At 48.2% G+C, this 13,702-nt stretch carries 11 protein-coding genes; 5 read left to right on the plus strand and 6 right to left on the minus strand.

Features of this window, described 5'->3' with window-relative positions; translation table 11 throughout:
• Positions 1 to 32 precede the first annotated feature (32 nt).
• The 4 genes from AB4875_RS00155 to AB4875_RS00170 form a co-directional block, all read right to left on the minus strand.
• Positions 33 to 1,025 (minus strand): MDR family oxidoreductase, encoded by a 993-nt coding sequence (locus AB4875_RS00155; protein ID WP_368374000.1) that lies wholly within the window; start codon positions 1,023 to 1,025, stop codon positions 33 to 35.
• Positions 1,026 to 1,233: 208 nt separating this feature from the next.
• Positions 1,234 to 2,838, minus strand: a complete 1,605-nt coding sequence (locus AB4875_RS00160) for an AMP-binding protein (RefSeq protein WP_368374001.1) — start codon at positions 2,836 to 2,838, stop codon at positions 1,234 to 1,236.
• A gap of 13 nt (positions 2,839 to 2,851) precedes the next feature.
• Complete coding sequence (locus AB4875_RS00165) at positions 2,852 to 4,087, minus strand: thiolase family protein (RefSeq protein ID WP_368374002.1); 1,236 nt, start codon at positions 4,085 to 4,087, stop codon at positions 2,852 to 2,854.
• A 15-nt stretch (positions 4,088 to 4,102) separates the two neighbouring features.
• Positions 4,103 to 5,431, minus strand: coding sequence for an acyl-CoA dehydrogenase family protein (locus AB4875_RS00170; RefSeq protein WP_368374003.1), 1,329 nt, complete (start codon positions 5,429 to 5,431; stop codon positions 4,103 to 4,105).
• A 149-nt stretch (positions 5,432 to 5,580) separates the two neighbouring features.
• Between AB4875_RS00170 and AB4875_RS00175 the strand changes: the two genes are divergently transcribed.
• Complete coding sequence (locus AB4875_RS00175) at positions 5,581 to 6,666, plus strand: AraC family transcriptional regulator (protein ID WP_368374004.1); 1,086 nt, start codon at positions 5,581 to 5,583, stop codon at positions 6,664 to 6,666.
• Here the strand turns inward: AB4875_RS00175 and AB4875_RS00180 are convergent.
• Entirely contained in the window at positions 6,603 to 7,610 is a 1,008-nt protein-coding gene (locus AB4875_RS00180) for an AraC family transcriptional regulator (RefSeq protein WP_368374005.1), read from the minus strand. The genes AB4875_RS00175 and AB4875_RS00180 overlap by 64 nt on opposite strands.
• A gap of 167 nt (positions 7,611 to 7,777) precedes the next feature.
• Between AB4875_RS00180 and AB4875_RS00185 the strand changes: the two genes are divergently transcribed.
• A complete protein-coding gene (locus AB4875_RS00185; protein WP_368374006.1) occupies positions 7,778 to 8,893 on the plus strand; it encodes a saccharopine dehydrogenase family protein in 1,116 nt (371 codons plus the stop codon).
• Positions 8,894 to 9,008: 115 nt separating this feature from the next.
• Here the strand turns inward: AB4875_RS00185 and AB4875_RS00190 are convergent, their stop codons facing one another.
• Positions 9,009 to 9,392: a hypothetical protein gene (locus AB4875_RS00190; protein ID WP_368374007.1), complete on the minus strand. Its 384-nt coding sequence runs from the start codon at positions 9,390 to 9,392 to the stop codon at positions 9,009 to 9,011.
• Between the two features lie 567 nt (positions 9,393 to 9,959).
• Here AB4875_RS00190 and AB4875_RS00195 point away from each other — a divergent pair.
• The 3 genes from AB4875_RS00195 (at position 9,960) to AB4875_RS00205 (ending at position 13,639) form a co-directional block, all read left to right on the plus strand.
• The gene (locus tag AB4875_RS00195) at positions 9,960 to 11,555 is read left to right on the plus strand and encodes an ABC-F family ATPase (RefSeq protein ID WP_368374008.1); all 1,596 of its coding nucleotides are present in this window, start codon (positions 9,960 to 9,962) and stop codon (positions 11,553 to 11,555) included.
• Positions 11,556 to 11,681: 126 nt separating this feature from the next.
• Positions 11,682 to 12,551: an HDOD domain-containing protein gene (locus AB4875_RS00200; RefSeq protein WP_368374009.1), complete on the plus strand. Its 870-nt coding sequence runs from the start codon at positions 11,682 to 11,684 to the stop codon at positions 12,549 to 12,551.
• Positions 12,552 to 12,643: 92 nt separating this feature from the next.
• Positions 12,644 to 13,639, plus strand: a complete 996-nt coding sequence (locus AB4875_RS00205) for a hypothetical protein (protein WP_368374010.1) — start codon at positions 12,644 to 12,646, stop codon at positions 13,637 to 13,639.
• Positions 13,640 to 13,702 lie beyond the last annotated feature (63 nt).

Here is a 13,702-nt window from a genome sequence, read left to right on the forward strand (position 1 = left end):
TATTATTATTCTTAGTAATCTTCTCGCCATAATTAGTCAGTAATTTCGACTACGGCGCGCCCGCGTATTTGGCCCTGCAAAATTTTACCTGGGGCAACGGGTAGATCATCGAAAGGGATATTTACCGTCAAGGCTTCCAATTTCGCCATATCTAAATCCTTCGCTAACCTGCCCCACGCTTCTTCTCTTAATGACATAGGTGCGTGTACAGAATCGACACCAAGCAAAGATACATTGCGCAGTGCAAAGGGCATCATATTAGCTGGGAGGTCCAGACCTTGAGCCAAGCCACAGGCGGTCACTACACCGCTGTAATGAAGCTGCGCTATGACGTTTGCCAAGGTATGACTGCCGCAAGAATCGACAGCAGCAGCCCAACGCGGTGCTTGCATCATCTCACCCGGCTCAGAGAGCTCGGCGCGGTTTATCACGTCGCTAGCACCAAGACCTTTTAGAAAGTCTGCTTCTTGCAAGCGACCTGTTGACGCCGTAACCCGGTAGCCCAGCGCAGACAGCAATGAAATTGCCACGGTGCCTACGCCACCTGATGCGCCGGTGACTAGGACAACACCTGATTCAGGTCTAACATCCATTTTTTCTAAGCGCATCACCGATAACATCGCGGTGTATCCCGCCGTGCCAATTGCCATCGCCTGACGAGTGTTAATACCTGCAGGCAGTTTTACTAGGTAGTCGGCATTGGTACGAAGCCGCTGAGTGTATCCACCATGATGGGTTTCCGACGCGCCGTAGCCATTCATCACCACTTTATCTCCAACAATAAAGCGAGGGTTATCCGAGCTAGCAACCGTACCGGCCATATCAATACCCAAAATCAAGCGGTCTTGCTGAACGATGGGAATGGCATCACTCATTGCCAAACCGTCCTTATAGTTCAAAGTAGAATACTCAACGGCAATTTCCACATCGCCGTCACCAATATCTGATGCCGCCAGCTGCTCAAAACCCACTGATAGTTTTCCGTCTTGGCGTGTCGCCACCAAGGCCTTATACGTCTGTTCCATATCATCTACCTCACAATAAAATCATTAGCTGCCAAAGCGGCGCAACGCTAGGCAAATAGTAGTTATCAATACCCTATGAATTCACCATTATGTTATGACCAAATCTCGAGGGCCTAATGCGCACCTTTGAACATGGTTTAAATCAGGGGTATAGTCGGAAAAATCATTTTTCTTGTTATTTAAAAAATAGAAAACTTTAGTATTTTATTTATGACGCCACATCGTAGATATGATTCTTTTGCTCCATAAACAATTCATAGCAAAATCTGGACTGCGGTTTTTCCGACGCCGTTTTTGGAATTTCCGCCATCACCTGAATATAACTCGGCAAATCATTTCGACCCAAAGCATCTCTACAATGGTTAACTAACACATCAGGATCAAATAGCTTCGCTTCAACAGGAACAACTGCAGCAATAATGTCTTTTTCCCCGGGAGCGCCATTTAGCGATGGAATACCGTAGACAAACACATCCTCAATATCATCGAATTCAGCGATGATTTTTTCTATTTTTGCAATATCAACAAACTCGCCATTACGTCTAACTTCATCACCTTTGCGGCTGTCAAAGTAAAACCAGCCGTCTTCGTCTTGATGGCCAATATCACCCATGTACAGAACACCGTTACGGGTCTTTTTATTCGATGATTCCGGATTTTTATAATATTCAACCGCCAACTTCGGCCCCGCAGCAGCCTCAAATACAATTTCGCCACGCTGACCTGGCGGGCAGGCAGCACCTTCTTCATTAACAATCCGCGCTATTAAGCTTTCCGGTGGTTTGCCGATACTGCCGACTGGACCGGCCCCAGGCGGATTAAACATCATGCCACCCTCGGCAGCGCCGTAGAATTCAAAAAGCTCGACATTAAATCGCTTGCTGAAGTCACTCCATATAGCAGCAGGCATACCGGCACTTAGAATAAACCGCACGGGGTTGTTTCTGTCACTCGCGCGAACTGCTTCACTATAAATAGCAGTGGTCATACCGCCAAGTAAGTTAAAGGTAGTGCAGTCATAGGCTCGGCAGATATCCCACAATCTAGACTTAGTGAATTTTCTACTAATAACACCGCGCAAACCCATTTTTAAAATATTGCCCAAACTAATGAGCTGAGCATTGGCGTGAGTAAGTGACAAACCGGTATATGGCCGATCATGTTCTGTCAGGCCAATCATTGGCCCTATCGATGAAACCGTATCGTAACGAGTGTAAGGCGCACGAATAGCCTTAGGATCCCCGGTAGTACCTGATGTATAGAGCATTTGCATCGTCTCATCGGCACTGCGCACTCGTCCCTGATTTTCTGTCAGTGATGCCAAGGAGATATCACTCCATCTTTTAAGACGTAAATCATTGATCGGCAACTTAACTAACTCACCACTGGAGACCACCCAAATCCAGCGTATCTGCGGCAAACTCTTACACGCGGCCAAAACGTTATGAAGACAATAATCTGCACAGACGACACCCTTACAATCTGCCCAGCTAAGCATATACTCCAAACGCTCACCATTTGTACGCGGATCTATCGGCACAAATACTGTCGCGGCAAGCGAGCTACCGACCATGCAGTCGACAAACTCAGGATGGTTCTGCATCACAATACCAAAGCTTTCACCCGGCGCCATATCTTCGTTTTTCAATGCTGAAAAGACCCGCTGCCCCTGGTCCCATAAATTACGGTAGGTTCTTATTTCATGTTCAAGATCACCACAGGGTAGTAGGTTGACGAAAGTCAGTACATCTAGGTTGGGACTGGCATTTTTCTTATCTTCAATCAAGTTCGAAAATATTCTAAGGTCCTTCATCTTCGATCCCCTATTATTCTTTTGTTAAAATACTGAGCACCAAAGCAGCGGCATCTGTGCCGATATAACCACCACCGTTTTCAGCTAGCGCAACCCTAGCACCACTTACTTGGCGCGCGCCCGCCTCCCCGCGCAGCTGCATCACCAACTCCACTATCTGGGCCGCGCCGGTAGCTCCTATCGGATGCCCCTTTCTCATAAGACCCCCAGAGGTATTCACTGGGACCCTGCCACCAAGTGACGACGCACCACTTTCTACATACTCTCCACCGGCGCCGGCTTCACACAAACCCAAGTATTCGTAGTATTTTATTTCTGAAATAGCAGATGCATCGTGAAGCTCGACACAATTAAGATCTTGAGGCCCCAAACTAGCATCCTCGTACAGCTCTGAAACCGCACTAGACACCATAGGTAGCTCACCCTCCTCGACATCCCAGCCGCTATGCAGACTAGATGCGTTGACCCGGATGCAGCGTTTTTTACCTATCTTTTTCGCAAAGCGATCACTGACAACGACGACTGCCGCAGCCCCATCGCCTATGGGCGCGCACATAGGCAAGGTAAGCGGAGCGACAATTTCCCTCGCTGAGAGCACCTCGGCAATCGTGACAATACTACGAAATTGAGATTTTGGATTTAAGCTACCGTGAAGCGAGTTTTTTGCAGAAACTGCCGCCAATTGTCTTTGTGTTGTGCCGTAGCGATGCATGTGTTCGCGGGCCCAGGTCGCGTAAATATCAATAAATATTGATCGACTACTGCCAGCCCCCGACATATCTAAAGGCTGACCGATAGCGTCGTTTCGCGCCTTCAAGCGCGCCTTGATTGCATCCGTTTGGGTAACATCGATAGCGCCAGTAAAAACCGAGAATGTTTTATTTTTATCTTCGTGATAGAGCTTTTCATAACCACACACCAACACCACATCATAGACACCTAACGTCACCATAGTGCACGCTTGCTGAAAAGCAGTTGCCGACGTTGCGCAAGCATTTTCTATGTTAACGACGGGAATCTTTCCAATACCCATGCTTCGCAATGCTACTTGGCCAGACACACAGACCTGGCCAGTGATGACGCTCGCCGCAGCATTACCCATGTAAGCGGCATTGAGATCCCCCTTGCTGATACCGGCATCTTTTAATGCATCCGCAATGGACGCACACGCCAACTCATTAAGGGTTTTATCTATGGCGTTGCCAAACGGAGTCATACCGACACCGGCAACGTAAGCAACTTGCCTCACGGTTAAACCCTCTTATTAAAATTTGGCGCTATCGATGAGGTAGCTACCACCCTTGAGAGCCAGCACCTCGTTGCATCCGTCTTCGATTAGCGAAGCCCTGGCGTCTCTCAGCATTTTTTCTAGAGGATATTCTTTAGTCAGACCATTACCGCCAAAAATTTGCAAAGCGTCGCTGGTGACTTCGTATGAGTGCTGTGTGCCCGTCGTCTTAGAGAACATCGCAGCGCACAAGGACGGCGTACCCAGCTCAGGATCATTATTAAAATTTAATCCACGACGAGTAAGAGATCGTGATATCTCGACCTTTCTGAACATATGAAACAAACGACTGCGCACTGACTGATGATGGATAATTGGGACCCCGCCAGCGATTCTTTGGTGAGCATAGTCTAGCGCCAAATCTGCGGCAGCCTGCGCCAGGCCAGTAAACGTCGCCCCCATCAAGGCATTAGCCTCGGCGTGAATACAATATACGGCGCGCTGATAATCTTCAGGTCCGGCAAGTAAGTACTTACGTGGGATACGCACATTGTCGAAAAATATTTCACCTTGATTTAGTGCTCGCTGGCCAAGCTTATCTAGCGGCTTACCACGGCTTATACCTGGAAGATCCATTGGAAATACTAAAGCACAACCTTCAGTGGCGGACGCTCCATTACCAGAATCTGCAGCACAGTAAATAATGCAAACGTCTGCAATAACGCCATTAGATACCCATGCTGATTTTTGTCCATGCAAAACAATGTCGTCGCCCGTTAAATCAGCTACCAGATTAGGCCGACCATATGAGCTTCCCGGATAGACAACACTACGACTTGGATCGAGCATATCGGAGCCGTGGTCTGGCTCAGTGATACCCCAACAACCCAACATTGAATCGGGAAATTCCTCGAGTAGATCTGTACGACCAAACTTTGCGCAAAGCCACTGGGGCAGGATTCCCGCGCCAACTGATATCGCAAGACCTGCATCTCCATAACCTAGCTCTTCAAACAAAATAGAAAATAACAGTGCGGCTTCCTGAGGCTCCATCTCACCGAGAGCTTCAATAGTTACGCCCAGCTCCAAGTATTTTTCTCGAAACTCCCAAAACGGAGAATCTTTCGCAATGGCCTCTTCTGGCGTCATACGATCTAGTTTTATGCCTATGGGTCTGGCGACATTTAGCGCGAAATTACGGAGAGTTTGCTGAAAATCGGCAATATGTTCAGGCAAGCTGGCTTCGGCACCAGATAAGGTGAACTTCCCTCGCGGGCTTGCATCCCAAGAGTATATCGGCGCGTCCAAATTCCTGTAATCCACAGCTGATTGCACGTTAATTTTTTTTGCTGTTTGAGTAGACATGTGCTCACCTCGATTTTTATGTTTTTTATAAAATCTCTATGTTTGGGTAACCATACTAGCGAGGTGAATTGAAAAGTTAGATGTTTACAGAAGACAATATGATTGTTAATTTACGACAGCGTACAAAAACAAAATAAGAGAGCCCGCTCATGGAGCTAAGGTCGTCATTAAGCACGCCTCCTGCCAGACACCTGAGTTATGGGCTCAACCCCCTAATTTCCTTACTCAAAGAATACAAATTAGATCCTGCGCCTATGCTAGCCGCGGCAGGTATACCACCCAAGGCACTTGAAGATCCAAGCTATGAATTAACACCTCATCAGGAATTAAGCTTCACTACCGACGTTATTCGCGGCATTGATATTCCTGAAATCGGCTTAATTGTCGGAAGACGCTACCATCTGTCGGCCTACGGACTACTGGGCCTAGCTATTATGACCAGTGAAAATCTGCTGGCAGGTATGACTGTTCTGTACAAGAATATTTTGATGACATGGACTTACATGCTCTGGAATACCACGGTGCGTGGAGATCGGGCCTATGTCAGTCTTGAAGCACTTAGAGATCTCGGCGGAAGCCAACAATATATGATTGATAGAGGCCTAGTTGCTTCACACACAATTTTTAAAGAAGCGCTCGGGCAGGAACTTCCCGTGCTCGAAGTGCACCTTAAACAAGCTAAGCCCAGTTATGCAGAAGTGTATAGGGAGTATTTTAACTGCCCTGTACACTTTGATTCTGCAGAGAACTACTACGCTTTCGAGAGTAAGCTGCTGTATCAGCCACTTGCCCAATCGGAACCAGAGACGGCAAGAATATACGGTAGTCAATGCGAGAATATCTGCCTAAAATTAGCAAAAAATAGCACCTTTTCAGATATTATCCGCAATCAGATTTTATCGTCACCCAGAGAGATATTTACGCTAGAAACAGTGGCTAACCGTATTAATATGACCGCCCGTACAGTGCAGCGCAAACTGAGTGCGGAGAATAGCAGCTACAAGGGAATTCTCGAAGACGTACGCCAGAATCTCGCCATCGAATATTTGCAAAGTACTAAGTTTACGATTGAAGAAATCGCTGTAAGACTGGGGTACTCGGATTCATCGAGTTTTTGTCATGCCTATAAACGCTGGACGGGGGTCAATCCCAGCGATCTACGTCAACGAGGCTATACGGCGAAGGTCCCGCGGAACTCTGATGGCGCAAGCCCTGCCCATCGCCGAAAAGCATGAGAGAAATGAGCGGGGTCACTATAGCCTAGTAATATCGATATTTGATCTACGCTGATGTTTGTAGAACACAAATACTCCCGCGACAATTGAAAGCGTAAATCATCTAGTATTTTTTGATAACCAATCCCGTTAGCCGTTAATTTTCGTCTTAATGTTCGACCAGACATATTTAATTTAGCGGCTAACTCATCAATAGTCGGAAAATACCCCGGCCGCAGGAGTATCAACTCTCGCACCTCGTACTCAATATTATATTCTTCGCTTAATCGTGCTTTCAATCGCTCGCATCGATCGATGCACAAACTGGCAGTGTCACTGTCGCATTGCAAGATTGGAGTTTTTAATAGATCAGCAGAAAAACTAAGGGCGTTCTCTGGTGCACTAAAGGTTACAGGGCACTGAAAATATTTCTCATACTCAGACATTGATGTTTGCGGCGCACTGCATAGGCTAGCCGAGTACAAACGAAAACTATCGCCCATCAAACCGCGCAGAATCATCAAGGTGGCAATCATCTCGCGCTCATTAAGCATGGCAGAGTCATCTGCGCAGTAATCATTTGAGCTCATAGACATCACAACGTTATCGCCGCGAAAGGACATACTGTGATCGTAAAACGCAAAACTCAGCTCGACAAACTCATACGCGAGTTTTAAAGCGTCCATCACCGTCGCGGCACTCATTAGTGCATAGCCATATATACCAAACAAAGTTAAGGGATAGCATGCCCCCACCTTAAGTCCGACAGCGGGATCAGCACTCGCCTTGCGCAAATTTCTAAGAAACATCAACTCCTGGCTTAAGCTGACATGCTGCTCTGGTGTGTTGAGAATAGATAATGATAGGCCAGTACCGGTTAATGCCTGACCAACCGACACACCGTCTTCTCGCAATCGTGCCAAAGGGGAAAGAATAGTTTTTGCGGAGTGATATTTTGGTTTCATGGAAACTCATTTTTATTTAAAGCTAACATCGGTGTCCGATTTTCGCAAGTGAATGTCCGCATTTCGCATTCTTAGTTCCTAATGCTTTAGATACCTTGAGTCATCACTAATTAAAGGTGGTCACCACTTAAAATAATTTTTATAAATTAAAGTATCGGAGTATTACTATGTCTAACTCACCGCGCATACTCATCTATGGTGCAAGCGGCTACACAGGAAAATTAGTCGCCGAGTGCTTGGCACGACGAAATATGCCCTTTTATTTTGCAGGCAGAAACAAGGCGAAACTAGAAGCGTCCTTAGCCATTGTTGAGGAGCGACTTGGCCGCAAAGCGCCAGCCACAATCGCGCAAGCGGCAAACACTCGCGAAGAACTGCTGCCCTTGCTCGGGAAAGTAGAAGTTGTCATCAATGTTGCTGGGCCATTTATGCAACTCGCGTGGCCAATAGTTGAGGCCTGCCTGGAAACCAATTGCCACTACCTGGACACTACTGGCGAGCAGGACTTTGTTATTGCGGTCCGCGACCAATACGGCAAAGCCTTCGCAGAAAGAAACTTACTACTGAGTCCGGCCAATAGCTATATGTGGTGCGCTGGCGCACTGGCTGCCGAAGTCGTCCTTGAAACCGACGGCGTCGACAGCCTAGACCTAAGCTACCAAGTTAACGATGCCCTGCCTTCGCAAGCGTCAACAAAATCATTCTTGCGCATGGTTAATAATTCCCAGTATCTGCTCAAGAATAATGAAATGGTCGAATGGCAGGGCGATCGTCATTTCACCATTAGCGTTCCCCATATGTCCCAACCCGCGCTTGCCCTACCTTGGAGTGGCGGCTGCGAACCGGTCTGGTATGAGCACGATGATCGAGTTATGAACTGCAAAGTACTTACTGCCTTCGGTGACGAGATCATTGAGAACGTCGTTGCACTGATCCACCGCTTCAACAAAGAGTCACTTGGCATGAATCAGGAGCAGAAAGAAATACTGACCAACCAGTTTGGCGATGAAATGACACCCGAGGAGCCACCAAAAGACAGCCCCGATATTCACCGGACCGTGATCACCTGTATTGGTCAGGGCCGCCAAGTCACTACAGTTTTGTCGCTGTCATTAAACGCCCCCTATACTTTTACCGGCGAAATCTGCACCGAGGCAGCAGAGCGATTATTAAATGGCGAACTTAAAGCAGTTGGCTTTCAGTCAGCCGCAGGCGCATTTGGTCATCGGGAGCTTATCGAGAAGTTCCACAAGTTGGGATACATGAATAATCCATGGCAATAGGCTAAAGCCCCCCGCGCGTTGCAATACAGGGTTAGCTTAGCGGCTCAACCCTGTAGTTTGGACGTTCAAACCTGTCAGATTATCAATATCACACAAAGGCGGCGCGCCCAAAACACTACTCGCTGGCCCGCCATACTATTGCAAAGAAGATCGCAAAAATGAGATCAGCCACCACCAAAATACCAAAGCCGATAGGCGCGTTAAACAGCGCTATATCTATCCAAGCGATAGTAAAAACCACCACCTTTCCTAAGCATCCCATCCATACAATATCTTTATGTAGCATAGGATTGGTCGAGATAACCCAATAGCCGATACCAAATACCAACACCAAACCACCAAACTGGTGGAGCCAGGGTAAAGCTTCGCTAGTTAGAGCGTCACCCATCATCAAGATGTTAAACAGCAGCTCCGGTGCAAACAAAAGACCAAAGGCTGCCACAAAATTAAAAATTGCTGAAAACTGGAAAAATCTCTGCCACGCCTGACTATTTTTCATAAAGATCCGACCTCGTCACTTTCTTGTTATTTTTACTAATTCGATCAATCAAAGCGCGTCCATTAGTAAGCTCCCATGCGCCAACACTAAAATTACTGCAGTAGTTCCTAATCCCACAGTATTCTCAACAGTCCGCTTTTTATGGCTTTATTATCGGTCTATAAACTACGCTGGGGCGCAGAAATGGAAAATAGGCGTGCGCGACGACTTTGCTGTTAATTGACGACAGATCTCAGCAATCAACGCGGTAACGTTGGGATGAACACACCAAGAAACGACCACGCTAGATGCCCAGTTATCTCCGATAAGCAGCAACGGACCTAAGCCGACTCGAGTCTTTCATCCTGATTAGCCACCCGCTCTCGGAAAAGGACTATCGTTTTATCCAGCAACAAGGTGTCTACAACGCATCAATAAGGTGCGACGGTGCGCGGGACACCCAAATGGGTACAATTCCCCAAATCCCCGCCGGTCATCGACCTGAGAGCGATAAACCCGTATAATACGCGCCCCGCAAGTAGTCCACATTTCGCTATTTCCATTTCATCACTCATTGGGTATACAACATTGATCTCCGCCGCAAATATCACCATGCAGTTTGGTGCCAAGCCGCTTTTTGAAAACATCTCTGTCAAATTTGGGGGAGGTAATCGCTACGGCCTTATCGGCGCAAACGGCAGCGGCAAAACTACCTTCATGAAGATTCTGGATGGCAGCCTAAGCCCCAGCGCTGGCAATGTGTCCACCGATCCCAATGTGCGGGTCGGCAAGTTGCACCAAGACCAGTTCGCCTTTGAAAAATACTCGGTGATCGACACCGTGATCATGGGCCACACCGAGCTGTGGGAATTAAAGGAGGAGCGCGAGCGCATTTATTCGCTGCCGGAGATGTCAGAAGAAGACGGCATGAAGGTTGCGGATCTGGAAACCCAGTTTATGGAATTGGACGGCTATAGCGCCGAGAGCCGTGCGGGCGAGATCTTACTGGGTGCGGGCATTGAACTAGCACTGCACACTGGCCCAATGAGCGAAGTGGCGCCGGGTTGGAAACTAAGGGTATTGCTAGCTCAAGCCTTATTTTCTGACCCAGATCTTTTGCTGCTCGACGAGCCGACCAACAACTTGGATATCAACACCATTCGCTGGCTGGAAGGTGTGCTCAACGACCGCAAGAGCACCATGGTCATCATTTCTCACGATCGTCACTTCTTAAACGAAGTGTGTACTCACATGGCCGACATCGACTACGGTGAGCTGCGTGTTTACCCCGGCAACTACGACGACTTTATGATGGCCGCCACCGCAGCTCGCGAACGCATGCAGTCACAGAATGCCAAGAAAAGTGCGCAAATTGCCGATCTACAAGCCTTCGTTAGTCGCTTTTCTGCCAACGCATCTAAAGCCAAACAGGCCACTTCGCGCGCCAAAAAGATTGATAAGATTCAGCTGGATGAAATTAAAGCCTCCAGTCGCCAGTCACCGTATATCCGCTTTAAACAAGACAAAAAACTCCACCGCCAAGCGCTGATACTAGACAAGATCGGTCACGGTTTTGACGAAGTTCTGTTTAAAGACGGCAGCATGATTATCGACGCCGGCACTCGTTTGGCCGTATTAGGTGAAAACGGCGCCGGTAAAACCACATTTTTGCGCTGCTTAATGAATGACTTGAGCGCCAAAGAAGGCGTTGTTAAATGGTCAGAAAATGCCACCCTCGGCTACTGCCCTCAGGACAGCACCGATGATTTCGACAATAACCTCAATCTATTCGATTGGATGAGCCAGTGGCGCAAGCCCGAGCATGACGATCAAATAGTACGTGCCACCCTAGGCCGCCTGCTATTTTCATCTGACGACTTTAATAAACGCGCTACCGTATGCTCCGGTGGTGAAAAGAACCGCTTGTTATTCGGCAAGCTAATGATGCAAGACACCAACGTCTTGATCATGGATGAGCCCACCAACCACTTGGATATGGAAGCCATCGAGGCCTTAAACCTCGCATTAGAGCATTACGACGGCACCCTAATATTTGCCAGCCATGACCGCGAGTTTGTGTCGTCATTAGCCACCCGTATTGTCGAAATAAAAGATCAGGAACTGGTTGATTTCCAAGGCAACTACGATGAATTCCTGTCTCATCGAGAGGCGCTGAGTAGATAATCTACAGGACTTGGACTCGGCCGGTATATCTGTACCGGCCACACCCCGCACTACGGCAAGCCCCTATTGAGTAAAACCGACGTAACAGCGACAGTATAATGTCGTTCATCCACAATAGACTTAGTAATGCCGGCACCTTCAAGCACTTCTGCAACGACACCCAAGACGCAGCTACTAAAGCTAGTAACGGACTCCTTGCGCGCCGGCACCCTAGAACTACCGAGCCTCCCAGATATCGCAATTGACGTCCGCGTTGCCATAAGCCAAACCGACCTCGACATTGATGACCTTGTAAAACTGATCCAACAAGACCCTGGCCTAAGCACCTACCTATTGAAGGTCTCCCACAGCGTTCACTACAGCCGCGGTAATCCAGTGCGAAACTTAGCCGCCGCCATCCGCCGGCTAGGGCTTAACGCCGCCCGAGATCTCACCGCTAGCTACGCCCTAAAAACACTATTTTTAATTCAAGATCCGATGGTCAAACAGAGTATGCGGGACATTTGGCGGCGCAGTGTATACACCGCATCACTCGCCCATGTTATGGCCCGTCACTGCGGCTTTGATCCCGACCGCGCGCTGCTGGCGGGCTTAATTCAAGACATTGGTGCGTTGCCGCTACTAGCCAATTTAAAAGATTTCCCCAGCCTGTGTGCAGACAAAAACACCGTAACGGAATTACTTAATGACTTTACCGGCAAGATCAGCGGCCTAGTGCTACACAATTGGCGCTTTGACGAAGAACTCATACTCGTTGGCCTCAACCGCGAGAACTGGATGCGAGACAAGGGGCCCGAGGCAGATCTAACGGATCTCATCCTCGTCGCGCGCTATCACACCTATTTAGACGAAAGCAGTCATAAGAAGCTACCACAGCTATCGCGACTACCCGCATTTAGTAAATTAGGCCTTGAAGAAATGGGACCAGAACAAGGTTTGGCATTTTTAATAGAAGCCAAACAAGAAATTAGTGAGCTGCGAAATACCCTGCTGTAATTAACACTCCCGCCTACCCCGTATTTAGGGGGTTATGCAATGACTAGCGCCATTCTATGATTGCCAACCCCAGATTAAATACGAGCAGCCACATGAAAAAAATCATATTCTCAGCAGTGATTCTCACCCTAATCACCGCCTGCGCAGGCATCGGTGGTGGCGGCAGCGCGAAAGTCGTTGAGCCCACTGCAATTACCAACGCCAAAACATTCACCGGACAAAACACCGTGTTAATGGGTGAGTTCAGCGTGACCTTCGTCACCTTTGACAAAACCTCCGCCACGGCAAAAAGCTCAATGTTTAGCAGCGACACCGGCTACGCAAGCAGCGCTATTCGCGCCAAATTGGAAGGCGTATCCGACGAGGTTATGCAAAGCATCACGGACGCCGCTTACAAAGACTTTACAGCAGGACTGCGAGCCAACGGCTATACCATTGGCGATGAAAGCGCGCTAGCGGGTAATCCTACATGGCAAAAAATCAAATACGACGATAGCCCAAGAAAAACCACCTCGTCATTTAAAGTGATAACTGGCGGTAGTCGCGAAGACGCCACGTTTGCGCCAACGGGGAAAAAACTGATCAGCAAAAACATTGGCGGTATGCTGCCATATCAAGCCTATGACGCCGCAGGTCAATTACAGGTGCCGATTATTAATGCCAACTACGTAGTGCACTTTGTCTACTTTGGCAGCGAAACAGAATACCGCTCAAATGCCTACTCTGACATCAAAGGCGCCGAATACTCTGCAGAAGTCAGTGTTGGCCAAGGCATTCAGGTTGTCCCAGGTTCTGGCATTAACTGGATGCGCGGTGTGACCAGCACCTTCAACGACCCCAACGGCCAATTACTCATACAAGCACCCGTTGTTATTCCCGGCGCATACGGCAAGAGCGAAGACTCAACCAGCGGGCTACAAAAAGCGGCTAATGTTTTCTCCTCCGCATTGGGCGCACTCAGCGGTGGCTCTTCTAGCGCCAAAGATATCAACATCACCGCCAATCCAAACGACTATAAAGCTAGAGCTAGCGCAGCGTTAACTGAGGCCAATAAACGTTTGTTAAGTGCACTAGCCGCAGCGCGTTAATCTCTAAGAATAACGCTTGTAGCAAAAACAAAAAAAGCCACTTAGTTGATCGCTAAGTGGCTT

The organism is Zhongshania sp. R06B22 (assembly GCF_040892595.1).
In the GTDB taxonomy this organism is placed as follows: Bacteria; Pseudomonadota; Gammaproteobacteria; order Pseudomonadales; family Spongiibacteraceae; genus Spongiibacter; species Spongiibacter arctica.